Annotated in this window: 28 protein-coding genes, 1 tRNA gene and 1 pseudogene; 11 read left to right on the forward strand and 19 right to left on the reverse strand. The window is 46.0% G+C overall.

Annotation, left to right across the window (positions count from 1 at the left end; all coding sequences use genetic code 11):
• Nucleotides 1-2: 2 nt before the first annotated feature.
• The 7 genes from JKP81_RS03085 to JKP81_RS03115 form a co-directional block, all read right to left on the reverse strand.
• Nucleotides 3-296 (reverse strand): TrbC/VirB2 family protein, encoded by a 294-nt coding sequence (locus JKP81_RS03085; protein ID WP_039493200.1) that lies wholly within the window; start codon nt 294-296, stop codon nt 3-5.
• Complete coding sequence (locus tag JKP81_RS03090) at nt 296-1,006, reverse strand: lytic transglycosylase domain-containing protein (protein WP_200550567.1); 711 nt, start codon at nt 1,004-1,006, stop codon at nt 296-298. The genes JKP81_RS03085 and JKP81_RS03090 overlap by 1 nt, the downstream gene beginning before the upstream one ends.
• A 68-nt stretch (nt 1,007-1,074) precedes the next feature.
• Nucleotides 1,075-1,308 (reverse strand): hypothetical protein, encoded by a 234-nt coding sequence (locus JKP81_RS03095; RefSeq protein WP_200550568.1) that lies wholly within the window; start codon nt 1,306-1,308, stop codon nt 1,075-1,077.
• Between the two features lie 406 nt (nt 1,309-1,714).
• Nucleotides 1,715-1,924 carry a TraR/DksA family transcriptional regulator gene (locus JKP81_RS03100; protein WP_039493204.1) on the reverse strand — a complete coding sequence of 70 codons (210 nt, stop codon included), beginning with the start codon at nt 1,922-1,924 and terminating at the stop codon, nt 1,715-1,717.
• Nucleotides 1,914-2,498, reverse strand: a complete 585-nt coding sequence (locus JKP81_RS03105; RefSeq protein ID WP_039493206.1) for a DUF2857 domain-containing protein — start codon at nt 2,496-2,498, stop codon at nt 1,914-1,916. Before JKP81_RS03105 ends, JKP81_RS03100 begins: the two co-directional genes overlap by 11 nt.
• Before the next feature lie 4 nt (nt 2,499-2,502).
• Nucleotides 2,503-2,709 (reverse strand): AlpA family transcriptional regulator, encoded by a 207-nt coding sequence (locus JKP81_RS03110; RefSeq protein WP_039493208.1) that lies wholly within the window; start codon nt 2,707-2,709, stop codon nt 2,503-2,505.
• 141 nt (nt 2,710-2,850) lie between these two features.
• On the reverse strand, nt 2,851-3,777 hold the full coding sequence (locus JKP81_RS03115; protein WP_200550569.1) for a hypothetical protein: 927 nt from the start codon (nt 3,775-3,777) through the stop codon (nt 2,851-2,853).
• Between the two features lie 1,066 nt (nt 3,778-4,843).
• On the opposite strand from JKP81_RS03115, the gene JKP81_RS03120 reads away from it, so the two are divergent.
• Nucleotides 4,844-5,644, forward strand: coding sequence for a MipA/OmpV family protein (locus JKP81_RS03120; protein WP_123333190.1), 801 nt, complete (start codon nt 4,844-4,846; stop codon nt 5,642-5,644).
• A gap of 392 nt (nt 5,645-6,036) precedes the next feature.
• Here JKP81_RS03120 and JKP81_RS03125 read toward each other — a convergent pair whose 3' ends face one another.
• The 7 genes from JKP81_RS03125 to JKP81_RS03155 all read right to left on the reverse strand — a co-directional run bounded on the left by JKP81_RS03125 (nt 6,037) and on the right by JKP81_RS03155 (nt 12,175).
• Nucleotides 6,037-6,720 (reverse strand): TetR/AcrR family transcriptional regulator, encoded by a 684-nt coding sequence (locus JKP81_RS03125; protein ID WP_039493212.1) that lies wholly within the window; start codon nt 6,718-6,720, stop codon nt 6,037-6,039.
• 165 nt (nt 6,721-6,885) lie between these two features.
• Nucleotides 6,886-7,584: a DUF1080 domain-containing protein gene (locus JKP81_RS03130; protein ID WP_234455465.1), complete on the reverse strand. Its 699-nt coding sequence runs from the start codon at nt 7,582-7,584 to the stop codon at nt 6,886-6,888.
• Between the two features lie 517 nt (nt 7,585-8,101).
• Nucleotides 8,102-8,998 (reverse strand): NAD-dependent epimerase/dehydratase family protein, encoded by an 897-nt coding sequence (locus JKP81_RS03135; protein WP_039493214.1) that lies wholly within the window; start codon nt 8,996-8,998, stop codon nt 8,102-8,104.
• Between the two features lie 424 nt (nt 8,999-9,422).
• Nucleotides 9,423-9,776: a putative quinol monooxygenase gene (locus JKP81_RS03140; RefSeq protein ID WP_200550570.1), complete on the reverse strand. Its 354-nt coding sequence runs from the start codon at nt 9,774-9,776 to the stop codon at nt 9,423-9,425.
• 218 nt (nt 9,777-9,994) lie between these two features.
• A complete protein-coding gene (locus JKP81_RS03145; RefSeq protein ID WP_039359963.1) occupies nt 9,995-10,192 on the reverse strand; it encodes a 4-oxalocrotonate tautomerase family protein in 198 nt (65 codons plus the stop codon).
• A 126-nt stretch (nt 10,193-10,318) separates the two neighbouring features.
• Nucleotides 10,319-11,239 carry a LysR family transcriptional regulator gene (locus tag JKP81_RS03150; protein ID WP_039493218.1) on the reverse strand — a complete coding sequence of 307 codons (921 nt, stop codon included), beginning with the start codon at nt 11,237-11,239 and terminating at the stop codon, nt 10,319-10,321.
• Nucleotides 11,240-11,251: 12 nt separating this feature from the next.
• Nucleotides 11,252-12,175: a LysR family transcriptional regulator gene (locus JKP81_RS03155; RefSeq protein WP_039493219.1), complete on the reverse strand. Its 924-nt coding sequence runs from the start codon at nt 12,173-12,175 to the stop codon at nt 11,252-11,254.
• A gap of 98 nt (nt 12,176-12,273) precedes the next feature.
• On the opposite strand from JKP81_RS03155, the gene JKP81_RS03160 reads away from it, so the two are divergent.
• Both JKP81_RS03160 and JKP81_RS03165 read left to right on the forward strand, forming a co-directional pair.
• The gene (locus JKP81_RS03160; RefSeq protein ID WP_072440259.1) at nt 12,274-12,897 is read left to right on the forward strand and encodes an NADPH-dependent F420 reductase; all 624 of its coding nucleotides are present in this window, start codon (nt 12,274-12,276) and stop codon (nt 12,895-12,897) included.
• 116 nt (nt 12,898-13,013) lie between these two features.
• The gene (locus JKP81_RS03165; RefSeq protein ID WP_200550571.1) at nt 13,014-14,072 is read left to right on the forward strand and encodes an alpha/beta fold hydrolase; all 1,059 of its coding nucleotides are present in this window, start codon (nt 13,014-13,016) and stop codon (nt 14,070-14,072) included.
• A gap of 194 nt (nt 14,073-14,266) precedes the next feature.
• On the opposite strand, the gene JKP81_RS23740 is transcribed toward JKP81_RS03165, so the two are convergent.
• Both JKP81_RS23740 and JKP81_RS03170 read right to left on the reverse strand, forming a co-directional pair.
• Nucleotides 14,267-14,398, reverse strand: a complete 132-nt coding sequence (locus tag JKP81_RS23740) for a hypothetical protein (protein WP_370568812.1) — start codon at nt 14,396-14,398, stop codon at nt 14,267-14,269.
• A 158-nt stretch (nt 14,399-14,556) separates the two neighbouring features.
• The gene (locus JKP81_RS03170; protein WP_039493222.1) at nt 14,557-15,330 is read right to left on the reverse strand and encodes a DeoR/GlpR family DNA-binding transcription regulator; all 774 of its coding nucleotides are present in this window, start codon (nt 15,328-15,330) and stop codon (nt 14,557-14,559) included.
• 459 nt (nt 15,331-15,789) lie between these two features.
• Between JKP81_RS03170 and JKP81_RS03175 the strand changes: the two genes are divergently transcribed.
• The 8 genes and pseudogenes from JKP81_RS03175 to JKP81_RS23520 all read left to right on the forward strand — a co-directional run.
• A complete protein-coding gene (locus tag JKP81_RS03175) occupies nt 15,790-16,119 on the forward strand; it encodes a PTS sugar transporter subunit IIB (protein ID WP_123333019.1) in 330 nt (109 codons plus the stop codon).
• Between the two features lie 17 nt (nt 16,120-16,136).
• Nucleotides 16,137-17,429 carry a PTS sugar transporter subunit IIC gene (locus JKP81_RS03180; protein WP_200550572.1) on the forward strand — a complete coding sequence of 431 codons (1,293 nt, stop codon included), beginning with the start codon at nt 16,137-16,139 and terminating at the stop codon, nt 17,427-17,429.
• A gap of 40 nt (nt 17,430-17,469) precedes the next feature.
• Entirely contained in the window at nt 17,470-17,778 is a 309-nt protein-coding gene (locus tag JKP81_RS03185) for a PTS lactose/cellobiose transporter subunit IIA (RefSeq protein ID WP_123333023.1), read from the forward strand.
• 22 nt (nt 17,779-17,800) lie between these two features.
• On the forward strand, nt 17,801-19,201 hold the full coding sequence (locus JKP81_RS03190) for a glycoside hydrolase family 1 protein (protein WP_200550573.1): 1,401 nt from the start codon (nt 17,801-17,803) through the stop codon (nt 19,199-19,201).
• A 64-nt stretch (nt 19,202-19,265) separates the two neighbouring features.
• Complete coding sequence (locus JKP81_RS03195) at nt 19,266-20,231, forward strand: Gfo/Idh/MocA family protein (RefSeq protein ID WP_039493233.1); 966 nt, start codon at nt 19,266-19,268, stop codon at nt 20,229-20,231.
• Between the two features lie 4 nt (nt 20,232-20,235).
• Nucleotides 20,236-21,264 carry a Gfo/Idh/MocA family oxidoreductase gene (locus tag JKP81_RS03200; RefSeq protein ID WP_039493235.1) on the forward strand — a complete coding sequence of 343 codons (1,029 nt, stop codon included), beginning with the start codon at nt 20,236-20,238 and terminating at the stop codon, nt 21,262-21,264.
• Nucleotides 21,265-21,415: 151 nt separating this feature from the next.
• Complete coding sequence (locus tag JKP81_RS03205) at nt 21,416-22,954, forward strand: carbohydrate porin (protein WP_200550574.1); 1,539 nt, start codon at nt 21,416-21,418, stop codon at nt 22,952-22,954.
• 522 nt (nt 22,955-23,476) lie between these two features.
• A pseudogene (locus JKP81_RS23520) lies at nt 23,477-23,650 on the forward strand (XRE family transcriptional regulator); the annotation flags it as partial.
• Between the two features lie 151 nt (nt 23,651-23,801).
• Here JKP81_RS23520 and JKP81_RS03210 read toward each other — a convergent pair.
• The 3 genes from JKP81_RS03210 to mtfA all read right to left on the reverse strand — a co-directional run bounded on the left by JKP81_RS03210 (nt 23,802) and on the right by mtfA (nt 26,188).
• Complete coding sequence (locus JKP81_RS03210; RefSeq protein ID WP_200550575.1) at nt 23,802-25,055, reverse strand: integrase arm-type DNA-binding domain-containing protein; 1,254 nt, start codon at nt 25,053-25,055, stop codon at nt 23,802-23,804.
• 161 nt (nt 25,056-25,216) lie between these two features.
• Nucleotides 25,217-25,292 (reverse strand) — tRNA-Asn (locus tag JKP81_RS03215).
• A gap of 98 nt (nt 25,293-25,390) precedes the next feature.
• A complete protein-coding gene (mtfA, locus tag JKP81_RS03220) occupies nt 25,391-26,188 on the reverse strand; it encodes a DgsA anti-repressor MtfA (RefSeq protein WP_200550576.1) in 798 nt (265 codons plus the stop codon).
• Between the last annotated feature and the right edge of the window lie 59 nt (nt 26,189-26,247).

Below are 26,247 nucleotides of genomic sequence, written 5' to 3' on the forward strand. Positions count from 1 at the left end.
TCTCAGCTCATCAGCAGTGCGCCGATCTCACTGCCTCCACCAATCAGAATCCCGCCGATGATGATGTAGGCGCACTGGGACAGGCTTTCGCCTTTCCAGAGGGTCTTGTAACCCACCCAGATCACGGCCACGGTGATGGTGATGGCCGCCAGACCATGAAGACCGGTGGAGACCTTTTCCATCACGGTATTTGCGCGAGTGAAACCATCGGCAAACGCCGTGGTTGTAGAAAAAACTGTCAGCATGCAGGCAGATAGGGGGCTGACAGCAACCTTTAGCTTACGGAAACGTGTCATTATTCTTCCTTATCTCGGGTTGGCAGGGAAAGGTTCCGGCGCACTGATGGCGCTGAAGTCTGTACGATGGCGGTTTTCTCCTGACGGAATTTTGTGGGGACACCACGGACGACGGCTTCTGGCCAGATAACGCGGGGACGGGAAGTGTTACCGGCAGGAAAGGCTTCCGGGGGAACGGTTGCCGTTAATTTGTCCTCGCGGGTGCCCGGGACGACATAGCGGGGAGAGGCCGCAGCATAACCAATCCGTTGCACATAGCTGGTTCCTGAAAAAGCCGCTTCCGGCTGTTGTCCGGTACGGAAATTGCCGGAGTAATAGCAGCTCAACGCTCTTTTCAGGGAACCTCCACGTTGGTAACAGTCGCTGAGAATGCGTTCAAAGACGGACAAATTGGTACAGGGATCAAGCAGGTCGCGGGCAGTCACCTGGTAATGACGGAAGTTGGTGCTGGTAATTTGCATCAGCCCCACAGAGTAACGGCGTCCTTGTGCCATAAGACGGCGGATAATCTGCTCGGCTTTTTCCTGGCTGGCGGGATGATGGGAGATAATATTTTGATTACCGAGGGTGCCTGTGGCCTTCGGGATAATTTCGGCGATGGCATAAGGGTTGAAACCGGATTCCACTCGCGCCACGTCGAGCGCAGTAGAGGGATGAATGCTGACGGCGCACTGCATGGCCGCCGCCAGAAAGGCAGAGGTTGAAAGCATAATGGCCTCGGAATTGAAGACAGCGTGCATAGTCAAAAGACCTTGCACGCAGAGGGGAACAGGAAGGGTTAAAGTGCTGTTTCGATATTGCCGGTACCTTGTGAAGTATTGGTGTCCTCTCTTGGCTCAAGCAGAACCAGTTTGCCGGAAACCGCGATACCGGGCGTCAGGACAATATTCAGGCCTGGCTTGCCGTTGTGAGCGAATGCCACGCCAACCCTGGTCCAGTAGGTGTTTTTTTCGCCCTGCGTATCGGGTGTGCTTTCCCGGGTAATAAATACGTGATATATGGGGTTTCTCATGATTATCCTCTAACCAGATCAACAACGAATAAAATCAACGGGTCACATCCCGATTCTGCATTCCGGTTTCAACGGGTCAGCGAGAACATTCAGCGGCACCCTGAATTGTGGTTGCGTGACAGCCCGATTCATATTTTTAAAGAGCAATACTCGCCACGAACGAATAAACGTCCATAAAGCTCGCCAGTGGAACGTGGCGTGATTAGCGTGCGGTGTCAGCGTCAGAATGAAAATAATAAAATCAAAAAGGAAATGAGAGATAAATACACTTCTGTTATTCACTAATGAGTGGGTTTAATTAAATTAATAATCCTGCATCGCATGGGTAAAAATCGCATAGTGATTTATTAAGATAATAAAAACCGTGCAGAGAAGATAACTTCTCTGCACGAGTGCTATCTTGGTATCAACGTTGGTGATGCTCAAGTATGGTTTGGCATTCCGTACAAGTTGCCACACCTGGCAAAGTTTGCCGACGCTTTTCTGGAATGGGTTCACCGCACAATCGACAATAATGTAATGAGGGCGTGGTGGCTGGCTTGAAACGATTCTGTTCAATCATCTCTTCCAGACGTTGCTCATTAAATTCCTGATCGCGATCGATCTCATCTGGCATGTGATGTCCTCCTGTCCAGAGCTTCCTTCTCACAAAGTGTGATGCGGTTCCAGACGACGGTAAGGGAAGACCCTCTTTCTCGAGAAGACAATGATTCAGTGACCTGCATCATTGCCTCCAGAGCGTCAGGTGTATCAAGTCTCTCTGTTCGGTTCTTTTGCCATAACAGCCAGATTTCGGCATCAACGGCTTCATCTGGTATAGGCGTTCGGCCATAAGGTATGGTGACACCCAGCAACCGTCGGCGAGAGCAGACCTCATTCGAGGTGAGACCAAAAAAGTGATTCAGGAGTGCAATAGACCCTCCCAACCTGATGGCCCGATTAATCTGTTGCTGGCATTGAGCCTCTTGGCGGGACAATGTCAGGATTTGTTGTAGAACGTTGTGACGGACAGTGATCGACATAAATTGTGCCGATGCCCGGCTCACGATGAAGAGTTCGTCGAGGGAGAGCTGATTGAGGGCATTCAATTCGTCGAATGTGAATCCTAACATTTCACAATAACGAAAATTACCGTCCTTGAGCGCGGCAAGGGCGTTTGTCAATACCACATAATTCAGTGAGAGAAACATAATGTTATATCTCCCTTCTGTGTGTTAAGCGGTTAGCTAATTTGAGGTTAATCCAATCGTCAATTTCAGATTCGAGCCAGGCTACGCTGGCAGGCCCAATCTTTATTGAAGAGGGGAAGGTGCCGTCTTTCATATACAGGTAGATTTGTGAGCGTTTCAGACCGGTTTTTAATTCCACTTGTTTCAGCCGTAATAACTGATGAGATGTCATAGATACCTCCAGCACAGAAATGGGATATGCCCGGAGATGTCAAATAAGCACATTGAGGGAGAGAATGACAGTTGATGAGCCCGTATTACGGATACCACAATCCTTAATACGGGTTTTTAGGTAGAAGAACTAAGTTTAAGATTACTTTGATGCTAAAAATGATGCGGGTGAACCGCGTTCAAGCGCAGTTTTCAATGTGTCACCGCTGAGACGATCAGTCATGCCTTCTACTGAGGCCCACTGCTCGAAGATGGAAAGCAGTTTATAGGGTTGCTTGATTAATGAACTTATTGACTCATTGTTTTTGCAAGAGAGCCAGAATAGTCTTGATAATGGTGTAGTTATACGTGTCGAGGACAATCGGATATTTTCGTTTTTGAGTCGTAAATTGATTAATTTTTCGAGTTCAGTTTGACGAATGACAAAGCATGCATCCTGAGGCAAATAATGGAGCGGAAAAAATTCTTTATTATAGAGTTTGCTTATAAGATTGGATGAAACTATTTCATTGATTTCCTTTGCAGTACCTTTAGGTAGTCTCCTCAATTGCTGTTCAAATCTTTCCTTCCAGGTCGTTCTCTCAAATACTTGATAAATAATTCCGGAAACAACAACAAAAATACCATAATTTGTATATTCAGGTCTTTTTATTGGTGTTGGGATGTTTAGGGATTTAGCAAGTAGCCGTTGTATTAATTTATACTCATGACCTATTAAAGCTGCTTCAAGTACACTATGGGTAGCAGAAATATACTCACCTTCGGTGCTTGATATTAAATTCCTACCACTGAGGAAGCAAGTGCTATCAAGGATACATATCCTGTTGAACAATGAGCTTTCAGTAGGTTTTACTTTTATTTTAGAATTGAATTCTTTTATTTTTCGAATCGTTATAGATGATTGAAAATATATTGATAGTGATATTTTACCGCATAGTGCACTCCTGCAAATGTCACTGTATGTAATCTTTTTGTTTATCAATTGATTAGCTGTATTTACTGCCTCATCTATGGTAATCCAGTTCGGCATGATATTCTTAATGTTAGATAAGGTGTTATTTTTCTTCATGGCTTAAGTCCTCTTCTTAATTAAGTGCAAAACTTTTTATATCTGCACTTAACAAAGTTGTGGTTTTGATTTTTTTGAAATAAAAACCATAAAAGGATTTTTAATGATACTCTACTGAATGTGTCGATTATGCAAAATAACGAGGGTGTTTATTAGAGTGGAAATAAGGAATGTAAATTTGAGTTTTATATTGTAATCATGAGATTTGCGTCTTAATCGTATCATGGTTAAAATAGTTCTTTAGCCTTTTAAAGGTAATATTCGGCATTCTCTTTAAAGAATGATTAATGCACGGACATTTCTGTTCTATGCAACAAATAACTACTTGTAAAATTAACTTCCAGCTGACAGCGGATAAACGTACAAATAAATATAGTTTTAATGGGATTCTCTGGATGCCGTAAATAAATCCCAATTCATCTCAATCGTAACATTTCAGCACTATGTAAAAGCATTTTTAAGCAGAGGCATCCACCCAGCGGCATTATGCTGAATCAGTTAACTGTAACCCCATAGTGACGCGGAGAGAGGGGTTAACCTAATTCGTATCGTTATGGATTGACACAATCGAAACGAAACAGTATCGTTTCGTTATTATGGATTGTTTTTGTACTGTACGCAAACATCAGTATGTTTACCGTTTGAAGCAGTTTTGATGGTTATAGCGGTGCGATGGTCGCAGTAAAACTTACAAGTGTATGTATTGAAAGGTTTTTACCCAATCGAGTATTACTCAGGTCATCAATGGATAAGACTGCAACCAAGATGTTTTGCCCCAAATCCTCAGTGAGGAGTGACTTCGATTGTGAAGAAAGTGTTGTTGGCAAGATCACCGAGCATCAGCTCAATATGAGCTGCTTATGACGTTTTAAGTAGTAAAATCAGTAGATTAGAAGAATCAGAAGTGTATGAAGGCAACACAGTAAAGTACCACCTTGGTTAAGGTCACATATATTGGCTGGCCATTATGTCACTGATGATGAATGTGTTTCTCCAGACTTATGAGCTTCGATCCCTGATTGATGGCTCTTGGATGTGTATCCCCCACGTTAAAAAGGACTATGCAATGAAGCATCGCTCTCACTCTAGTAAGTTGGTTGGCTGTTCTGTGTCTAATGTTTTGGCTTCTCTTATGATGTCAATTTTCTGGATACCAGCTGCAATAGCGGAAACATCAACTAGTAGCAGTAATGAAACCTCGAAATGGGGGGTGGGTGCCGGTGTTGCAGCCATTCAAAAACCATATCGCGATATTGATGTTGATGTACTGCCTTTACCTTTGTTTTCGTATGAAAACAGATGGATCAGTGCTTCTATTCCTAAAGTAGATCTTAAATTTCTCTCTAACGAGTCATTTACACTGAGCCTACGAGCCAAATATGCCGGGGATGGTTATGATGCGGATGATTCTCCATTTCTTACCGGTATGGATGACCGCAAGGGCGGTGTATGGGCCGGGGGAGCAATGATGTGGAAAACTGGGATTGTCGATCTTTCGGCGGAAATTCTCGGTGAAGTGTCCGGGTATAGTAAAGGCTCTCGAGCAAAATTACAGGCAGAAAAACGGTTTGCATCCGGGACTTTCGGTTTAACGCCAAGGTTCGCCGTCGAATGGGTTGATAGCAAATTTGTTGATTATTACTATGGCGTGAAAAGATCAGAGGTGCGGGTAGATCGCAGTTTTTATGAGGGGAATTCTACCACCAATATGGAGGTGGGAATTCGTATGGATTATACCATGGCTCGCCAGCATACGCTGTTCCTTGATGCAAGTGCCACCCGGTTTGGGAGTGGTATTAAAGATAGTCCATTAGTTGACAACTCAAGTCAGACATCGGTAAGTATTGGTTATATTTACCGTTTCTAATGCGCTTAATGATCTATCGCTCATGGAAATTCATATCATGAGCGATAAAATATCAGTTATGGAATAACCTTGATAGTATTTTCAGACCATACAAAAAGTTACTAACATGCAGTTACCTCTCTTAAAAACGATGTGCCAACCGCTATTTTTACTGGAGAGTATACTCATAATGTTCCAAGCTAAGAGTGAATGCATTCAGTTATTCCCGGTTAGGAACTGCGTGTCTATAAGAAGAAGAACATCGGGACCGTTTGTTGGCATTTAAAATGCAACGAGTTTTACTCATTATTTAATAATTTTTTAAATAAAATCCACTGATAATAAAAAATATTGAGTGAGGGGATTCTATTACTAGGTTTGCTATAGGCCAGTGAAGGGGAGCTATGGAAACCTCAATCAGATGATTTATAAACATAAGCACGTATGAAAACCTCAACTGCGCGTGAAACAATATCTGTAATTTGCTGTTCACTGAGTTGCGTTATTACATTATATAAGCCTGCTTCATTTATCTCAGATTCAAGCAAGCCGAAATAATGACAAGCAACAACATTAGGATCCGCTTCGTATAAATAGCCTCGTTCAATGAGTGGTTTAAAGTATAGTCCTAGATGCTGTATGGCTTTGTTTGGACCTTGTTCATAAAACAATTGACCTAAGTCTGGATTTGCGGACGCCGTAATCATCATACGTCTGGCTGCAAGAGCGCGTGGTGTATGAAAACTAGAAAGAATGTAGTGTCCAAATTTTGTCAGAGCATCTTTACAATTTTCTTCATGGTTTGGGAAAAGAAGTGAGTCTACAGCACTTTCTGATGAACTAATCGGCTGTGGACCATCTCCAGTACAGTACAAGAAATTGATGATTTCATTGTCATTTCCTTGTGATGCTTTGATTATCAGTGCGGAAAACAACGACTCCTTTGAGTCAAAATATCGATACAAAGTAGATTTTGCACTGCCTGATCTTGATGCTATTTGATCCATGGTGGATTGCTCAAATCCGACCTCAAGGAATACGTCTCTTGCTGCGGACAAAAAGGCATTTCGTACACTCTCTGATTTGCTTCTGGACATCAGTGCTCCACTAAATCCTAATCTACGATAAAATGATCTAAGATACCGAAACGATGAAGTATCGTTTCGGTATTGTCAAGTGGTGCGATTGTGGACAGGATAATTTACTTCAAATGGCGAGGCGACCTGCATATTTTTTGAGTTAATTGATAACCTTTACCTGATTCAGGATGCTGGCGTTATTTTTAAATTCCGAAAAAAAGCCATCGTACCGGATTCAAGCCATACGCCAACACCACCACGCTGATTTGCACCCAGTTTCAAGTCTGTAACTATAAGTGATGGAGTTGATTTTCCGTCGAGATAAAGCTCAGCTTTTTCTCCTTTGACAACAATTTTCATGTGTATCCAGCGTTCCATATCCAGTTCAGCATAGCTTTCGTACTTTTCTGGGGATTCTTGTCTCAGTTTGTCAAACCTGTAATCAGGATAAGCGACATACTGAACACTGTGATTACGCCGAACCTGATCTTCAGCAACGCTATTTGTAGGACGGAGGTAGATACTTTCAAAGTGTCCCTTGCTGTCTATACGAAAAGTCAGGCCAATAAAACCTCTGGCATAGGTTGGCGCTTCATCTACAAGCTTACTGGCAATATCAACCTCAATTACACCGTCACCAAAATCAAACGGTAACCAAGCCATATAATTTCGGTCGGCCAGTTTTTCCTTCTTCGGATCCTGAATGGCATCAGTTGGCATGGTCATTTTGAATGCTGGTTCACCTTTGAAGGTACTGTGCTCCAGAGATACGCCGGATAGCGTGAAATCCTTGATGGTAATATTAGCCGAAGCACTTACCGAAAACATTTCAGCAGCACAAAGAAAAACAGTGGTAAAAGGAAGTTTCGGTATCAAACTCATAAGTTCTCCGAGTTGTTTGAATTAACTTTATGGTGCTTGATCCTCTCTCTGGTTAATATTACCGATCGGTATTATCAGTTTGCCTGGAGATGGATGAGACGGTAGCGTTCTTCACATGGATGGATTTATGGTTTTGCTGGTTTTTCATCATATAAAAGTTTTATCCTGAACCCTAAAAAATTTTATACATGAAACGAATTATCTAACCAATAATAAGTGGGGATGTTCGGAAAGATAAAGTTTCATTTTGGATGGACACTCCAAACGTTTCGTAGGGATTCCCAGTACTTAATGGCATAATGCGATAATGCTTATAGAGTAATCAGATACGGATGTGATGTATGTAACAAATACCCTTTATGGCATGTCCACATGATGTAGATGAAGACATTACTAACATCGTTTTATGCCAATCCGTAGGGATGGGAGCATACGGAAGAAACTAGCGGCCTCAATTTAAGAGTCGTTTGATCCAAGGCATAATTGTTCTTAGTGCCTTGAATCAAGATAAAGGTATCTACTTAGCCGTCATCTCGGTCAGAATCCACTGGACAACTGAATTATGTTGCGGTTTCCATCCTAACTCCTGATGGGCGCGAACTGATCTAACCCTACTATTGGAGCCTAATGAGTAGCGAGCCCGCATTCTACCCCAAATCTTTTCAGCATCTTCAATAGGGCAACTTTGAGGTCCTTCAATTTCAAAACGTTTTGCGATGGCTGCCCCGAGTTCTGCAAAGGATGACTCTCCATTTTCTACAAAATAGAATGCTCCTGATGGCGCATTTTCCAGTGCTAGTTGGTAAAGTTTGCATAGGTCATCTATATGTACGTTGGACCAGATGTTCAAACCTTTTCCAATGATGCGTACTACTCCGCTGTCTAATGCCTGATTAATGAGCAGTGGAATCTGTACGCTGTGTGTGTCTGGCAGTTTCCCTTCTCCGTAGATTAGGCTGTTACACAAAACAATGCCTCGTATTCCTTTCGTCCTTAGGATTTTCTCGTCAATCGCTCTTCGTGCTTGTTTTTCAGGAGGGATATACAGTGTACTATTTTCATCGAAGATGACATTGTTGGATTTATTACCATCGCTCATATCAGCAATGACACTTGTTCCACTGGTATGCAGGAGCGGTTTGTTTGTCCCGCGAATAGCTGTCAACAGAGTTTCTACTGTATTTAAGTCATCGCTATTAGCGGCATTGATGACGGCATCTGCCCGTTGGGCTTCGTAAGTAAGTAACTCGCTGTTGTTGAGTTCACCGATAACGGGTTCGATACCTCGGGCTGTAAGTTGTACTGCCTTATCTGGATTACGAGCGAGTCCACGGATGTGGTGCCCAGCGTTACGTAAATAGACTGATAGAGAACCACCGATGTATCCTGTTGATCCAGTTATAAAGATATTCATCACCGACTCCTTTTTTAGAAACCCATAAAACTGCTGAGTTTACCTCTACACAATTGATTTTATATTTCGGTGGATTTTCCCGCATGTAGTGAAAATATCATTCACTTTTTCAATGACAGCTTCGCACTCAGGCAATATGTCTCGACAAAACGCCGTCACAATGATACTTCGTGTATTGCGATAGAAGAGGATTTCTCCTAATACACTTTCAAGCTCCTTGTTAGACCGGGAGACTCTCTGCGGAGTTGTCCCCATTTTTCTGCCGTTTCTTTAAATGAGTTTGAGCGAGCTGTTGTGATAAAAAAAGCAATAAATCCACTTTTGATAACATAACATCCCCCTGCAACTCGCCTAAAATTGAGAATAAAGCAACCTCTCGCCTTTCAGGCGAAGCAGCTGGAAATGGCTTTGAATCCGGGGAGCGTTAGCGAGTAAAACCGGTAAACGTTTTCATGTAAACAGCGCCAAAGGCATCCAGTCTTTTTCTGATATGTTCGTTGGTTTCACCATATACAGTCAGGCCGGTTACATCAACATGTGAAATAAAGCGTTCAGCAAACGGAGCAAAGGTCACATCAACATGAGATACCAGTGCATCCGCCTTATAACCTTCAATGATATGTGCTGTTTTTTGATCATCACTGACGCTGTACATATAGGTCAGTGTTCCCGGTTCTTTTTCAGTCTCTTTTACAATTTCAGACGCCAGATTACGAAAATTAGCAAACTGTCCTTCTTTTACAGAAAGAGTGAATACACACATAATTTCATTCTTCATTACATCATCCTGCATAATGGATAGTAAAGAAATAACATCTCATTTCAATTTTTCTGATTACATCCCGACATTAATCAACATAAATAATCCGGTTGACCTCTTTCGATAATCATCATGTCGATTGGAAATATAAGCAACGAATGTAAATATTGCGTGTTCAGTACCGTGATATCAAGTCAGGCACGGTACTGGACGTCCGGCAATTTTAAAAATGTTCTTTAACCTGACTTTTTCATCGTTTCCGCAAAAATTTCGCCAGAAATAGCCCAGTTTTCAGTTTTCACATCATTGAAAATGACATAAACATATTGTGGGTCGACACTGGCGTGTGTGGCAATCGCTTCTGTTACCGCACGTGCAATAGCAGGTTTAGCCTCATCGCGGCCATCAAACATCTGAATATTTACTACAGGCATGGTATGTCCCCTCATTGTGAATAGTTAACAGATAGTGTGTTGCAGAATCTGTTAACTATCGTCGTACAGAGTGAACAATTGATAAACCCATATGTGGGGGACGCAGTGGGGAATTTTTTTCCCTAATCAGGCAAATCTATCGATATCGGCCAGCCGGATCAGTTCATCAATAATGAACCTGACCCCGGGCATGAGTGCCCTGGCACGAGGCCAGATTACGCTCAGTTCTGTAGGCGACGGTGTCAGTTCCGGTAGAACGGGAATAAGTCTCGCATCAGCAAAATAGGGGCGCAGTAGCGATTCAGGGAACTGTATAATGCCTGCTCCGGCAATCCCCGCTGCTATCATGGCATCACCGTCACTTATCTGATGAAATGGAACCGGATTGAAACGTATATCCTGTCCTTGCGGATCGCGAACTAGCCAGTTGAGTGGCGAGCCTCCCCGCCAGGCCATAACACATCGATGTTTATGCAAATCTTCTAGGGTAAGAGGTGTTCCATAACGGGACAGATACTCTGGTGACGCACACAGGAGCAAATGTTGTGCATTCAGGGAGCGGGCAACTAAATCAGTCGTGTCTTTCAGAGGACCAAAGCGAATAGCAAGATCAAACCCCATATCCAGTGGATCGATAATACGGTCATTGAATGTCAGCACCAGTCGGAGCTCAGGATACTGCGCGGCGATTTGCAACAGTACCGGCATCATAACGGTTTTACCAAATGCAGCAGGCATATCAATTCTGACCACACCTGATGGTTCTGTCTGTCTGGCGAGCAGTGATGACTCTGCGGCCTGCATTGTTTCCAGTGCGCTTCTGCAACTGGCAAGATAAGCCTCACCTTCGGTGGTCAATGTCATTTTTCGTGTTGTACGGTGAAAAAGCTTCGTGCCTAGTCGTTCTTCCAGCCGGACAATGCTCTTACCGATTGCTGAGCGGGTCATTCCCAGTTGCTCGGCTGCTTCTGTAAAACTGTGTGCATCCGCCACGGCAACAAAATGGACAATGGCCCGGAGAGAATCAGTGGTGAAAGGTGCTGGCATACAGGAATTCCACTACAACACACGACGTGTAGCCGGGAGCGATTTCCCCTGGCCAGTGCCGAAGTGACGGGTCGAAAAATCAAGAAAGCTGCGAAGCTTTGGTGTCAGCCTTCTGTCCGGGGCATACATTACATGCAAAGGTCTTGAGGGTACGCTGTACTCGGGTAATACATGTACGAGTCTGCCTGCCACAATGTGCGGCCACACCAGTTCTGTTGGTTGCATTGCAATACCAAAACCAGACAAGGCTGCGCTGATCAGCGCCTCGCCACTGTCCAGAAGCAGACGCCCGGAAACGGGCAGTGAAACATGGCCTTCCGGACCATCAAATTCCCACTGTGTTCTGAGGGTGGTATGAGTGAAGATCAAACATTCATGCTGCAATAAGTCTTCTGGTTTTTTCAGTAACAGTGCTTTTTTCAGATAATCAGGTGCTGCGCAAAGAAGCAACTGGTAAGGGGCAAGGGATTTTGCCATCAAAGCACTGTCCGCCAGCGCGCCGACACGGAAAACAGCATCGTATCCTTCGTCAATCAGGTCCACTTTACGGTTAGTTAGCGTCATTTCGACCGATATTTCAGGATGTTCTTTAAGAAATAGCGGCAGAAGAGGGGCAAGCGCATTGATGCCGAATGTCACGGGGGCATTGATTTTAAGTCTGCCACGCGGAACAACCCTCACTTCCTCGGCAAACGATTCGGCAATTTCTACCTCCGCAAGAATAATTTTTGCACGCTCATAAAAATGATGGCCCGCCTCAGTCAGGCTATGTTGCCGGGTTGTTCTACTTATTAATCGTACACCAAGATGGTGCTCAAGTGCTGCGACATGCTTACCCACAAGTTGTGCGGACAGATTCATTGCATCCGCTGCGGCTGAAAAGGAACCCAGCTCCACAGCTTTGACATAGATAGCCATGCTGGTCAATCGATCCATTGAAAACAATCCAGTTATAATGTCCAAACATTAAAGCAATTTATCATGCTATGACGCAATAATAGACTGGTTTCGTTAATCATCAAGAGGAACGAAACATGAAAATTGGCGTAATTGGTACAGGCAATATGGGGGCAGGACTTGCTGCTCTTTTTTCTGGTAAGCATGACGTGTTTATCGGGCATCGGGACCCGGCTAAAGCCGCTGAATTGGCTCACAAAATAGGTGATTCAGTTCAGGGGGGAGGGATTGCCGCTGCTATCTCCGTTGCAGACATTATTATTCTTGCCACCCCTTACCTTGCAGCAACAGACGTATTTTCAGCCGCTGGTGATCTGGAAGGCAAAGTGCTGGTCGATATTTCTAATCCGGTCAGTGCTGATTTCAGTGAACTGGTTATTGGTCATGAGACCTCAGCGGCAGAAGAAATTCAGAAACTGGTTCCGAAGGCTAACGTTGTAAAAGCGTTCAATACGCTTTTTGCTCAACTGCTCCCGGAAGAATCACGTCAGAGCAACAAATTACAGGTATTTATTGCCGGGAATAATGACCAGGCTCGTGAGCAGGTAGCTGAACTGGCCACATCTGTGAATCTGGAGCCGGTAAATGCGGGCCTTCTCAAGAACAGCCGTTACCTTGAGCCTCTTGGCGCTATGAATATCCAGTTTGGCTATTTCCTGGGTCAGGGGCCGGTAGTCGCTCCTGCCTGGGTGAAAGCCTGAATATTCTGAACAATTATCCGGCTCCCCCTCTGTCGGATAATTTTATTGGAGCCCGTTCGATTACTAAACCGTTTCAGACGGGTTCATCTGCACATACAATTTATCCGGACATTGTCGTGAAAAATTTTAAAAAGTATGTTGTTAAATGGGTTTTCACTCTTCTTATGACCATTTCAACTCATGCCGTATTTGCCGCCTCTGCCGTTGATGTTATTGGTCGGGATTTTGTTTTTTCTGCTCCGCCTGAGGGTATGCCATCCAGGCTGTCCGATTTTAAGGGCTTACAGTTAAATACCTTTACCACAAGTGATGGGGTCAAACTTCGGTACTGGGAAGCAGGGAAAGGGAAGCCTCTGGTGTTTGTTCCTGGTTGGGCAGCTAACGGGGCAGAGTATATCTATGTGATGTACCTTTTAAGCCAGGACTTTCATGTTTATGTACTGGATCCCAGAAATCAGGGGCTATCTGAATCCGCATCCTACGGAAGTCGTATATCTCGTTTTGCCATGGATCTCCGGGAAATGACGCAGCATGCAGGTATTACTAAAGCCAGTTTTAGTGGATGGTCCATGGGGGCATCTGTTCTGTGGAGTTATATCGATTTATTTGGGACTTCTGACATAGAACGAATTGCATTTGTGGATGAGCCCCCCTCTATCTACAGCCATCAAAACTGGACAGAGCAGGAACGCCTGCAAGCTGGCGGAAGTGTGACTTCACCCGAAGCAATGATCGAAGCATTCCGTGGTATGAAAACACCGAATAAGCTTGTTTCCGACCTGAATGCATTCGAACGGGTTCAGTTAATGGACTCTCCATGGTTTGCGAGTTCTGAGAATTTTTCCCGTCAAGTAACTCGTAACAAACCGCAGGATCTCGAACGGGTACTCTTTGATCATCTGACCAATGACTGGCGGGATGTTATTGAACACAAAATAGATATTCCAACGGCAATCTTCACCGGTGAATACAGTCCATATATTGAAAGCCAGCGCTGGATGCAGTCGGTTATTCCAGACTCCAGATTATTTATTTTTACCCGAGCAGAACAAGGTGATCACTTTTTGATGTTCAAAAACCCGCTCAAATTTACGTCTGAACTTAAATCGTTTCTGAACGAGAAAGTGAATGGAAATTTCAACACAACTGAGAGTGATAATAAACTCAATAAATAAAGGGAAATATAATTTTTTTCAACTACCCATTAGGAATTGGATTAGTGGGAGTGCCCCCTATTAAGTTGTCAGGCATGCTTATGGCGCAGTAGGGGGATAAAAGAACCACCACTCATCATAGCCAATTGCTGCATAAGGCGTGCGATTTCGGTTGCCTGCTGTTCACGCTCAGAGGTGGAGCCCTGCTGACGTTGTTAACTGCACCAGGCGTAGAGTTTATAATCGTGCAGGCTGAGCTCCCTGGCGGCTTTGGCCACGCCGATACGCTCAGCCTGCGCCTGCTGGTGAAACTCCGGGGTATATCGATTACGGGATGTCTTCTTCATAGATTTTGCTTGCATCATGGTTCATCTTGTTAACGATTTACTCGCTTAACAGCGTGTCCGCTATGTCGTGGGTAGGATCATGCCTCCGCCGAACCGCACCGTCTCATAAGCCCGGACGTCTGCAACGAGCAGACTCATTACCTAAAACTCAGCCTTACTTACTCATCAGTATCTGTTCTTTTGGTATCCACTACTACCAATTCAACATCGTTCTCTTCGATCAGCTTGAGGATGTTTTTTGGTGGTGTTTTATCCGTGATGATATGATCGATATCCGACCAGCTGCAGGATTGATACATCAGTTGTAGATTAAATTTGGCGAAGGTTGCAATACAAATCACTTTTTTTGACTGTTTAGCCATGGCGACTTTTTGCAGTGCATCAAGTTCTGTATCTGTGGTGATGCCACTTTCCGATAATGCACTGACGCCAATAAATGCTTTATCCGCATAATAACGCTTAATTTGCTCCAAGACGGTATTACCTAATATTGCGTGAGAATAGTCATCAAAATTACCGCCCAATACTGAAATACTAATCCCTTTATTTCCAATGATCTCGCCTAACACTTCAATGGAGTTGGTAATGACACTAACCGGTGACGGAAGCTGGCGGGCGAGGGCGGCAGATGTCGTACCGGCATCAATAAACAGGATCTCTTTTTCATTAATGGTTTTAGCCGCCCAGGCAGAAAGTAATGTTTTTTCAGCACTGTATTGTGCACGCTGAACATAAGGCAATTCGACACGCTTTTCTGCCAGAATAGCTCCACCGCGAATACGCAATATATGTGGAAGTTGTGTCAGTTTGACTAAATCCCGACGTGCAGAATCTGATGAAATATTATACTGCTGACAGATGTAATCGAGAGTCACTTTACCCTGATTTTTTATTAATTCCTCTAACTCGATCAAGCGTTCTTCTTGCGTCATTACGTATTCCAATCTTCTGAGTAAGGATAACCAGGCCATGTTAGCTGAAAACGTGGCTTGCGTACACGGCTTCATGACCGACCGGGTACGTCCTCATGGAAGGAAAACTTACTTCTTATTATTAACACTAAATCACTTAAAAACACTTACTGATATGTCTGTTTAAATGCATCAACATTCATTTTGTGTATAAAAAGCAATCTATATGCTTAAAATTGAGTGATGCTCATCACATAAATATAATGATTTGTAAGTGATTTGGTTCTTTTTGAGATTCGGGTCACGGAATCCTGTGACCAGTACTGAGAGCATGCACCCGTCAAATGAAAAGAACGCTTTCTGGCAGATTTCATTCCCAATACGAAATGACCAGGCGAACGATAGCCACCAGTCCATGGTACGTGACCGAATGAAATGCCGGGCCAGAGTTACACACTATTTTTATAAAGAGGGCTGGATATGAAAAAAATTTTTCTCTGCTGCGCTGCCGGTATGTCAACCAGCATTGTGGTGAATAAAATGAAGCAGGCTGCCAGTGCCAAAGGTATCGAGGCTGAAATTATTGCTGTGGCGATGGAAGAGTTTGAATCGACCATCTCGCATTTTGATTGCTGTCTGATGGGGCCGCAAATCAAATATAAATTCGAAGAGTTTAAGGCGATTGCTCAACGTGAAGGAAAGCCGATAGCCATCATCAGCAATATGGATTACGGCATGCTCAAAGGTGAGAAAATCCTTAATGATGCTCTGAAGATGATTCAGGATTCTCAAACTAACCCAGTGCAATAATTTTACAGGGTAATATCATGTCGAACGCATTTTTTAATTTTATCGAAAATAAAATTACGCCCGTTGCCGCCGTTGCCGGAACCCAGCGTCATATTATGGCGGTTCGCGACGGTTTTATTGGCGCGATGCCTTTTATGATCGTGGGCTCTTTTTTACTTATTTTTGCGTTTCCGCCTTTTGCACCGGATACCACCTTCTTTATTGGCAAACTTTGGTTATCCGTTTCCCAGCAGTATTTCAACGAAATCATGACCCCCTTTCATATGACGATGGGGATTATGGCTTGCTATATCAGTGCAGGGATAGCTTACAACCTGGCACAAACGTACAAGCTGGATGCGTTCTCTTGCGCCATGCTGTCGCTGATGACCTTCCTCCTGATCACTTCTCCCTACAAAGAGGGTTCGCTGCCGGCGGCCTTCCTCGGCGGATCGGGGATTTTTACCGCGATTCTGGTGGGGATTTTCTGTGTTGAGTTGGTCCGCATTCTGAAGCTATACAACATTGGTATCAAGCTGCCAGAACAAGTGCCGGATAAAATTCGCCATTCATTCAACCTTTTGATCCCGGCGATTGTCATTATCTGCACCATCTACCCGTTGAACGTGGTGTTACAACACCAGTTCGGCATGCTGTTACCTGAAATAATCATGACCGCCTTTACCCCGCTGATTTCTGCGGCGGACTCTCTGCCAGCGGTGCTGATTGCTGTCTTACTCTGCCAGGTTTTGTGGTTCTCTGGCATCAACGGCGGGGCGATTGTCGGCGGCATCCTGCAACCATTCTACTTGATTAATCTTGGACTTAACCAGACGGCGCTGGCCAACGGTTTGCCCATCCCACATATCTTCGCGGAGGCGTTTTGGGCCTTCTTTATCAACCTCGGTGGTTCGGGTGCCACGCTGGCGCTGGTTATCCTCTACATGCGCAGTAAAGCGGTACACCTCCGAGCCATCGGCAAGCTGTCGGTGGTACCGGTCTGCTTCAACATCAACGAACCGGTCATCTTTGGTAGCCCGGTGGTGATGAATCCGGTGCTATTTATTCCTTTCATCGTCGCCCCGGTGGTGAACGCAATCATTGCCTGGTTTGCCACCACCAGTGGTCTGATTGCCAAAGTCATCTCTCTGGTTCCCTGGACCACGCCCGCACCGGTTGGCGCTGCGTGGGGTGCAGGCTGGGTCATGAACAATACGTTGCTGGTTATCACGCTGATTGTTATCGACATCTTCATCTACCTGCCTTTCTTCAAAATTTATGAAAAGCAGCTTCTTGAGCAAGAACGTGAGCAGGAAATGGCCACGGCATAAGCCGTCCATTCCGCCTTCTTTTATTGAGTGGAGACAAAACATGGATATGGAATCAACGGTCATGGAGTTGATTATAAACGCCGGGGAATCGCGCAGCTATGCGATGGAAGCCCTGCGTGCCGCCAAACGCGGTGAGTGGGAGCTGGTTGATGCAAAACTTGCTGCTTCGGCGGAAGCCTCGAAACGCGCTCACGATGTTCAGACCATGCTGATTGGCCTGGACGAAGGCTGCGGCAAAGTGCAGGTCAATCTGGTGCTGGTCCACGCGCAGGATCACATCATGACCTCAATGCTGGCCCGTGAACTGATTGCAGAAATCATCGACGTACAGCGCCAGCTACAGCGCTAACCTTCTTATTCAGGAGTAAAAAATGACATTTCCACGTGATTTTTTGTGGGGCGGCGCGGTTGCGGCTAACCAGTGTGAAGGGGCCTGGAATATTGATGGCAAAGGCCCGAGTATTCAGGATGTCACTCCGCAAGGGGTAATGGGGCCGATGACGGAGCATCCGACGGACAATAATCTGAAGCTTGCAGGGATCGATTTTTATCATCGTTATAAAGAGGACATTAAACTCTTTGCGGAAATGGGTTTTAAGGTTTTTCGCACCTCGATTGCCTGGTCACGGATCTTTCCCTACGGCGATGAACAAACGCCAAATGAAGCGGGCCTCGCTTTTTATGATGCGCTTTTCGATGAGTGCCATAAATACGGCATTGAGCCGTTAGTCACTCTTTCGCATTACGAAACACCACTGCATCTGACCAAAGAATATAACGGATGGGCAAACCGGGCGATGATCGGTTTTTATACCCGCTACGTCACCACGGTATTTACACGTTATCAGCACAAGGTGAAATACTGGCTGACCTTCAATGAAATTAACTCCGTGCTGCATCATCCCCTGATGAGCGGCGGCATTTTCACGCCTAAGAATGAACTGAGCCAACAGGATCTCTATCAGGCAGTGCACCACGAATTGGTAGCTAGCGCACTGGCTACGAAGATTGGCCGGGAAATCATGCCGCAGGCGAAATTTGGCTGCATGGTATTAAGCCTGCCCATTTACCCGCTGACGCCAAACCCGGATGACGTCATCGCCTGCATGCATGCCGATCACCGGAATGATTTCTTTGCGGATGTGCACGTTCGCGGAAATTACCCTGGTTATATGCAGCGTTATTTCCGCGAGCAAAACATTGATCTGCAGATGGAAGAAGAGGATGTGCAGATCCTGACGCATACCGTCGATTTCCTCTCATTCAGTTATTACTTCAGTACCTGCGAAACTGTGCAAACTAACGTGGATGGAGCTACCGGAAATTTGATGGGTGGGGTGAAAAATCCGCATTTAGCCGCCAGTGAGTGGGGCTGGCAAATTGACCCACAAGGGTTGCGCTACATCTTAAACAAATACTATGACCGCTATCAACTCCCACTGTTTATTGTGGAGAACGGTCTGGGCGCGAAAGATGTATTAATTACCGAGGGCGTGGGCGAACCCACGGTCAATGACGATTACCGCATCCAGTATTTGCGTGAACATCTGGAACAGGTGCATGAAGCCATTAAGGACGGTGTGCCGGTAATGGGATATACCACCTGGGGTTGTATCGATCTGGTCAGCGCGTCCACCGCACAACTTTCTAAACGCTACGGGTTTATTTACGTCGATCGCAATGACGATGGTAAAGGTTCACTGGCTCGCTACAAGAAAAAATCGTTTTACTGGTATCAGAACGTTATCCATTCCAACGGCGCAGAGCTGTAAGTATTCAGGTGTGATTTAAAACAATGCCACCTGCATTGCGGCGGGTGACACGACGAGGTGGAACATGAAATTAGGCATTCTTGGCACCGGCATGATCGTTAAAGATTTGCTTTCGACGGTTCATAAACTGCCTTTTAGTGGTCTGGCGATTCTAGGCACGCCACAAACGGAAGAGGAAACGCGCGAGCTGGCAGCCCGTTACCACATTGATGATATTTATTTTGATTATCAGGCCATGCTGGACAGCGACGTCGACACAATTTACGTGGCATTACCAAACCATTTGCATTTCCCGTTTGCCAGCCAGGCGCTGCAAAAAGGTAAGCACGTTATTATTGAAAAGCCGATTACCACCAGCGTGGAAGAACTGAACACGCTGAAGAAGCTGGCAACAGGACAAAACGTTATCATGCTGGAAGCGATGAATATTCATTACCTTCCGGCCTATTTATCGCTTCAGTCGCAGCTGTCCCGTATTGGAAAAATCAAGCTGGTGACTCTGAACTACAGCCAATACTCATCGCGTTATGATGACTTTATGGCGGGCATTGTGCACCCGGCTTTTGATGTCAAAAAAGGCGGTGGGGCGCTGATGGACATTAATGTCTACAACCTCCATTTTGTCGCCGGATTGTTTGGTGAGCCGCAAGCGGTTAATTACTTCGCCAATATGCATAACAATATTGATACCAGCGGGATGATGGTACTCGATTATGGTGATTTCAAATGCGTCTGTATTGGCGCTAAAGATTGTAAAGCGCCGACCACCTCGTTGATTCAGGGAGATAAGGGGAATATGCAAATCACCCTGCCGGTCAACCAGATGACAGGTTTCGAGATGGCACTGAATAACGGTGACAGCGCGCAATTTGCGTTTGACCGTCGTGAGCATCGCTTGCTTTATGAATTCCTCGCGTTTATTCGCATTATCGACACCCTGGATTATCAGACTGCTGCACACCTGCTTGACGTAAGCACCCTGGCGGCTCAGATGATTGAAATGGGTAAAAAACAGCTGATTGTGGAGTGAAACAGTGACAACGAAATTAATTCTTGGTTTTATCGGCAATGGCAAAAGTGCTAATCGCTATCACTTGCCGTTTATTCTGTCTCGCGCAGATAAAATAACCACCAAAACCATTTATTCCGCCACGGCAAATCGTGATGGTTGGGATAAATTACCTAACATCACCTATACCAATAATCTGGATGTGCTATTGGGTGACCCGGAAATACAGGTGGTGGTGGTTAGCACCCCGGCCGCCTTGCATTATGAGTTTGCGCTGAAGGTTTTACAGGCCGGAAAACACTGCGTGGTAGAAAAACCCTTTACCCATACACGTGAAGAGGCCGAAACCTTATATAACCTGGCTAAAGAAAAAGGATTAATGGTGCAGTGTTATCAGAATCGCCGTTTCGACAGCGATTTTTTGACCACCCAGAAGGTGATTGAATCGGGCAAGCTCGGTGATTTACTCGAAGTGGAGATGCACTATGACTATTACCGCCCTTACATCCCGGAGTCGGTCAACGAATTCAGTGCCATTAACTCCTACCTGTATGGCCACGGTTGCCACACCCTCGACCAGGTGATTTCATACTTTGGTGCGCCGGACCATGTTAATTACGACGTGCGCCAGCTGTTAGGTGAAGGGCGTATGAACGATTACTTCGATGTGGATATGTTCTACGGTGCATTAAAAGTCTCGGTAAAATCGAGCTATTTCCGCATCAAAGAGCGTCCGAGTTTTGTGGCTTACGGCAAGAAAGGGATGTTTATCAAACACAGTAAGGATAAGCAGGAACATCACCTCAAGCTCTTTTATATGCCTGATAACGCCGATTTTGGTCAGGACACTCCGGAAGATTACGGTGTGCTGACCTGGATGGATGACGCAGGTATATATCACGAAGAAAAAGTTGTCACTGAACAAGGTGATTATGCCCGCTATTATGATGCCCTCTATGAGACAATTATTAACGGCAAAGAAAAACTGGTGAAAGATGATGAAACCCTGCTGCAAATTAATTTACTGCAAGCGGGCATCACTGGCCTGAAGTAAAAAACATCGTACCATAGGGTTGTATTGTTAATATAAAACAATGCAACCCTGTTTTTATAATAAGACCGACCGTCATGGGTGATGTCACCTGTGCACCTCATTACGCCTGTTGTTAAAGAATAACTAAATAAAATTTAATTATAGGATTGATATGAATATTAATATACCCGTACTCTGCTCCGTTACATTAAGTGCCTGTTCTTTATTGGTGGCGAATGCGCTGTATGCAGCGCCGCTAACCCTGGAAGAGCGTGTGGCACTTCTCGAGAATAAGCTCTCCTCCAATATGAAGGAATTAGATGCCACCAAAGCGCAGCTTAAAAAATATGAATCGGTAATACCACCGTTGGAAGTTATTTCTGCCAATGTGGCGGCGCCAGAAAAAGTCGCTCCTGCTTCGTCGATGACTCTGGCAGATATCAGTAAATATGTGAAAGAAGATATCGGCTTTAATTATTCCGGCTATTTCCGCTCGGGATATGCGGTGGGAAACCGGGGCTCGGCAAAATCCTACGCCATTGGTTCCTTGGGGCGTTTTGGTCAGGAAAACAGCTCCTGGTACGATCTTGAATTTTCGCAGCGGGTTTACCGCGATGGCAATAAAACGGCCAAAGCGGTTGTGATGCTCGACGGCAACGTCGGCGGACAATACAGCGCTGGCTGGTTTGACAGCACTTCTGACAACCTGCTGCAATTTTCCGATATCTATCTGACCACGAAAGGTTTTTTGCCTTTTGCCCCGGAGGCTGATTTCTGGGTGGGCAAACATACGTTGCCGAAGTTTGAAATCCAGATGCTCGACTTCAAATATCACAAATCGGACTCCGCCGCCGGGATTGGGCTGGAAAACTGGCAACTGGGGCCAGGCAAGGTCAACGTAGCGCTGGTACGTGAAGACCTTGATGCCCACGCGGTCGACAGCAGCGTCAGCCAGACTCAACAGATCAACACCAACACGATTGATGCCCGCTACACCGCAATGCCCCTATGGGATAGAGCCACGTTGGATCTGTTTGGTCGCTACTCTGCTGCTAACAAAACCGACCTGAATAAGCACGATGAAAACAACGGCACGTATTACAGTGTGAAAGATGCCTGGCATGCCGGGGCGCGGTTGACGCAAAACTGGCAGAACGGCGGGTTTACCTATGTGACTGCCCAGATGGCAAACAACTCGATCGCCAGTGGCATGGCTCTGGTGACCGACTCCAGTGCGCTGTATGGCTATAACGGGCAGTATTACGGTGAACACACTAACGGCACGGCCTGGCGCGTACTCTCCGAAGGGGAAAACTACTTGTTGCCAAACGTGATCATGGCTCATGCCCTGGTGTATGCCGCTGGCAATGATATCTATGACTACTACACCGGTGGCCACACCGACTTCAACTCCACCCGTGCGGTGGTGCGTCCGGCGTATATCTGGGACACCTTTAACCAGACGGGAGTTGAACTGGGCTGGTTCGATCAGCGCAATAAAGCGGGCGGCGAGACGTACCATGAGTCGGGCCTGAAAACGACGTTGTTCCACACCTTCAAAGTGGGCACCAGCATGCTGACCTCGCGTCCGGAGATCCGTTTCTTCGCCACTTATCTGAAAACATTCGATAACGAGATAACTCAGTTCACCTTTAACGACAATAAGAAAGATCAGTTTACCGTCGGGGCACAGGCAGAAGTGTGGTGGTAAATCGCAATTGGCAGCACACTATCTACTATTCTTGATCTTAAATTACGGATTGGTTATCAGACTACCCATGCAGGAATCCTGTCTCATTCTGAACCTGGATTCCTGCATGCCAATATATGCAGATTAAAAAATTATGGCCCACCGATAAATAAGGGCAGTTTGGGATTGCACGTTATCAAGACTGGGTGGTCGGGTGCGATGGAGCAGCAGGCGATTACATAGGATTTTTCACATCGCTTTGGAGAACTGGCATTATCCTACACACCAGCGCTCACTTGCTCGGCGGTATGAGCCATGTCACCAGGATTGGGCAAGTATTAGTTGCGGTGCTCGAGTCCGGCACATAGAAACAGTTCGAACTCGGTGAACCAGGCTATCTTCAGACCCAACGGATGTCAGGCGAGGCTGGCGCTTAAATGCCACTTCAAACAACGCCCGGGGTGTCGTGGGGTGAGGGTTCATGGTGTAACTCCTGTTCGGTGACCCTGGCCGTTGGGCTGCTCGGGTGTTTCGGGTACAAAAGAAAGGGAAGTCAGTTCGCCGGATTTTGGTCTGGTCTGCCGTTTTGCGGCGGTGCTGGATGTGCCGGAAGCGTATTTTTATGCTGTCGATGAAGATCACGCAACGCTAATCTTGCAGTATCATTGTTATAAGAAAAGTAACCCTAATACAACGTTATTGATTATGCCGCAATAGACCTTCCTTTATGTATCAAGTCTGAGTAATTCTCTGACATTACTCGATTTTTTGTGAAATGCTGAGGGGGGAAATTCCTCGCAGTCTGAAAAGCAGATCCTTTATCAGGATCTGCTCTTAAGAGCGTTATCGATCAGGCTGCTCCTGACGCCTAATGTTGTTGAGCATAAATATATGGCGCAACATATCCTTCCCGATTGGTATCCAGATAATCAGCCCACCACTGCATCATTGCCTTACGAGCATCGAGATATTCTGCTTTATGGATGTAAGCTGCTCGAACGCTGTTGCGTTCCTGATGGCTCATTTGACGTTCAACCGCATCCTGTGACCATAGCCCAGACTCCATCAGAGCACTACAGGCCATTGCCCGGAATCCGTGGCCGCAGATTTCATCTTTCGTGTCATAACCCATCAAGCGCAGCGCTTTGTTGACCGTGTTTTCGCACATTGGTTTGTACGGATTATGGTCACCGGGAAATATCAGTTCCTGATGCCCGGAGATTTCCCGTATCTCTTTCAGAATAGCGATGGACTGACGGGATAGGGGAACGATATGCGGCGTGCGCATTTTCGCACCACGCCCGGAATAACGCACACCGGGGATGGTTTCACGGGTAGCCGGAATGGTCCAGATTTTGTTTCTAAAATCGATCTCAGACCAACGGGCAAAGCGCAACTCGCTGGAACGGATGAACAGGTGCAGAGTAAGTGATACTGCCAAACGTGTTAATTCTCGCCCTTGCTTGTAGTCCTCAATGCGAGTCAACAGTTCCGGTAGTTTCTCCAGCAGAAGGGCAGGGTAGTGGCGTTTAACGGGCGGGGCGATTATACCGTCCAGATTAGCCGCCGGATTATGCTCTATCAACTCCTGATGCACGGCATGACGCATGATGTTGCACATATGCTGTCGGGTTCGTGCCGCCACTTCCAGCAGACCTTTTTTCTCAATCCCTTTCAGCAGGTCGATGAAATGGCGGGTTTTTAGTTCTGTGACTGGCAGGTGTCCAATTATCGGGAAGATATGATTGTTCATGCTGGCAAGCAGACGGGCGGCATGGTTCTCTGACCAGGCTCTGTTGTTTTTATGCCAGCTTAGTGCCACTGATTTGAAGGTTTCCTCTGGCGAGGCAGTGACTCTTTCAGCAGAACGTTGTTGTGCTGGATTGATATTCTGCGCCAGTAATTTACGAATACCGTCACGTTGTTGACGAGCATCGGCCAAAGATACACCGGGATAGGCACCTAAGCCGAGGCGTGATTCTTTTCTATTGATGCGATATTTGAGATACCAGAGACGTGATCCGCCTGGATTAACTAAAAGGTACAAACCATGAGAATCAGAAACTTTGAAGGGTTTTTCGGATGCTTTTAAGTTGCGGATTTTTGAGTCGTTAAGAGACATTTGGGGGTCACTCCGTCATCGAACCAACTTGACCCCAAATCTGACCACCAAATTCTCCCGATGCGGAGGGTAAACTGAAAATGCATCGGGAAGACTTTTCACGCTAACTTATTGAATCTGAATCACATAGGGATTCGCAAAGCGGCATGAAAACAAGAATTTGGCTCCTCTGACTGGACTCGAACCAGTGACATACGGATTAACAGTCCGCCGTTCTACCGACTGAACTACAGAGGAATCGTGTGAACGGGGCGCATACTACTGGCCCCGTACTTGAGTGTCAACACTAAATTTAACGCACTGATTCAATTGGCGAATTAAAACACAGGGGCATTTTAATGTACCTGCCTGGCACTTTCGTTATCGCAGCCCGCCTGCCCGCGCAGACGGCTTAGCGGATCCTGCCCATAGAAATGGCAGAAGCGCTGCCACAGTGCCGGGAAGCGGGGAGCAAACAGCTCTGGCGCGCTAAAGAAATACTCGGAAAGCACGGCGAAACACTCTGCCGGATCGGTTGCCGCATAGGCGTCGATACTGGCCGCGCTTTCGCCAACCAGGTCAATCTCATCCTGAATGTTGTCCATCGCGGCGCGCAGATCGTGCTCCCAGCCTGCCACTTCACGCAGCGGAATCAGCGGAATGCCGCTGGCGCGATCGCCGTTGCGCGTATCCAGTTTGTGCGCCACTTCATGAATAATGAGATTGAAGCCGGAAGCGTCGAACGAATCCTGAATATCCAGCCAGTTCAGAATGATGGGGCCTTGTTGCCAGCTCTGCCCGGACTGAACCACGCGCTGATTGTGCACCAGACCAATGTCGTCTTCCCACTCGTCATCGACAACAAACGGCGCCGGGTAGATCAGCACTTCGTGGAAGCCATCCAGCCATTCCAGGCCAAGCTCCAGCACCGGCAGGCAAAACAGTAAGCCGATACGCGCGCTTTTTAGCGCATCCAGCTCGAATCCTTGCAACGGAACCAGGCGTTTTTGCTGCAAAAAGCGGTCAGCCAGATGAACAAGTTTCTCTTGTTCCTCCGGCGACAAATTTGCTAACACAGGGGCATTTAACGCTTCTTCCCAGGGGTATTCTGCGCCTTCGGCAGATTCCCTTGTCTTCCAGGGCCACTTAATCATCGTTTTGCTCGCAAACTCGCCACTTGAACCAAATTAACGGGACAGGGTCTGTTAAAATG

The sequence above is a fragment of the Kosakonia sp. LAM2021 genome (assembly GCF_016620385.1).
Classification (GTDB): domain Bacteria; phylum Pseudomonadota; class Gammaproteobacteria; order Enterobacterales; family Enterobacteriaceae; genus Kosakonia; species Kosakonia sacchari.

What these genes read in the sequence shown, in the direction of transcription:
- JKP81_RS03085 (WP_039493200.1), bottom strand. Translation starts at nt 296, where the DNA reads ATGACACGTTTCCGTAAGCTAAAGGTTGCTGTCAGCCCCCTATCTGCC.
- JKP81_RS03090 (WP_200550567.1), bottom strand. Translation starts at nt 1,006, where the DNA reads ATGCTTTCAACCTCTGCCTTTCTGGCGGCGGCCATGCAGTGCGCCGTC.
- JKP81_RS03095 (WP_200550568.1), bottom strand. Translation starts at nt 1,308, where the DNA reads ATGAGAAACCCCATATATCACGTATTTATTACCCGGGAAAGCACACCC.
- JKP81_RS03100 (WP_039493204.1), bottom strand. Translation starts at nt 1,924, where the DNA reads ATGCCAGATGAGATCGATCGCGATCAGGAATTTAATGAGCAACGTCTG.
- JKP81_RS03105 (WP_039493206.1), bottom strand. Translation starts at nt 2,498, where the DNA reads ATGTTTCTCTCACTGAATTATGTGGTATTGACAAACGCCCTTGCCGCG.
- JKP81_RS03110 (WP_039493208.1), bottom strand. Translation starts at nt 2,709, where the DNA reads ATGACATCTCATCAGTTATTACGGCTGAAACAAGTGGAATTAAAAACC.
- JKP81_RS03115 (WP_200550569.1), bottom strand. Translation starts at nt 3,777, where the DNA reads ATGAAGAAAAATAACACCTTATCTAACATTAAGAATATCATGCCGAAC.
- JKP81_RS03120 (WP_123333190.1), top strand. Translation starts at nt 4,844, where the DNA reads ATGAAGCATCGCTCTCACTCTAGTAAGTTGGTTGGCTGTTCTGTGTCT.
- JKP81_RS03125 (WP_039493212.1), bottom strand. Translation starts at nt 6,720, where the DNA reads ATGTCCAGAAGCAAATCAGAGAGTGTACGAAATGCCTTTTTGTCCGCA.
- JKP81_RS03130 (WP_234455465.1), bottom strand. Translation starts at nt 7,584, where the DNA reads ATGAGTTTGATACCGAAACTTCCTTTTACCACTGTTTTTCTTTGTGCT.
- JKP81_RS03135 (WP_039493214.1), bottom strand. Translation starts at nt 8,998, where the DNA reads ATGAATATCTTTATAACTGGATCAACAGGATACATCGGTGGTTCTCTA.
- JKP81_RS03140 (WP_200550570.1), bottom strand. Translation starts at nt 9,776, where the DNA reads ATGAAGAATGAAATTATGTGTGTATTCACTCTTTCTGTAAAAGAAGGA.
- JKP81_RS03145 (WP_039359963.1), bottom strand. Translation starts at nt 10,192, where the DNA reads ATGCCTGTAGTAAATATTCAGATGTTTGATGGCCGCGATGAGGCTAAA.
- JKP81_RS03150 (WP_039493218.1), bottom strand. Translation starts at nt 11,239, where the DNA reads ATGCCAGCACCTTTCACCACTGATTCTCTCCGGGCCATTGTCCATTTT.
- JKP81_RS03155 (WP_039493219.1), bottom strand. Translation starts at nt 12,175, where the DNA reads ATGGATCGATTGACCAGCATGGCTATCTATGTCAAAGCTGTGGAGCTG.
- JKP81_RS03160 (WP_072440259.1), top strand. Translation starts at nt 12,274, where the DNA reads ATGAAAATTGGCGTAATTGGTACAGGCAATATGGGGGCAGGACTTGCT.
- JKP81_RS23740 (WP_370568812.1), bottom strand. Translation starts at nt 14,398, where the DNA reads ATGAAGAAGACATCCCGTAATCGATATACCCCGGAGTTTCACCAGCAG.
- JKP81_RS03170 (WP_039493222.1), bottom strand. Translation starts at nt 15,330, where the DNA reads ATGACGCAAGAAGAACGCTTGATCGAGTTAGAGGAATTAATAAAAAAT.
- JKP81_RS03175 (WP_123333019.1), top strand. Translation starts at nt 15,790, where the DNA reads ATGAAAAAAATTTTTCTCTGCTGCGCTGCCGGTATGTCAACCAGCATT.
- JKP81_RS03180 (WP_200550572.1), top strand. Translation starts at nt 16,137, where the DNA reads ATGTCGAACGCATTTTTTAATTTTATCGAAAATAAAATTACGCCCGTT.
- JKP81_RS03185 (WP_123333023.1), top strand. Translation starts at nt 17,470, where the DNA reads ATGGATATGGAATCAACGGTCATGGAGTTGATTATAAACGCCGGGGAA.
- JKP81_RS03190 (WP_200550573.1), top strand. Translation starts at nt 17,801, where the DNA reads ATGACATTTCCACGTGATTTTTTGTGGGGCGGCGCGGTTGCGGCTAAC.
- JKP81_RS03195 (WP_039493233.1), top strand. Translation starts at nt 19,266, where the DNA reads ATGAAATTAGGCATTCTTGGCACCGGCATGATCGTTAAAGATTTGCTT.
- JKP81_RS03205 (WP_200550574.1), top strand. Translation starts at nt 21,416, where the DNA reads ATGAATATTAATATACCCGTACTCTGCTCCGTTACATTAAGTGCCTGT.
- JKP81_RS03210 (WP_200550575.1), bottom strand. Translation starts at nt 25,055, where the DNA reads ATGTCTCTTAACGACTCAAAAATCCGCAACTTAAAAGCATCCGAAAAA.
- mtfA (WP_200550576.1), bottom strand. Translation starts at nt 26,188, where the DNA reads ATGATTAAGTGGCCCTGGAAGACAAGGGAATCTGCCGAAGGCGCAGAA.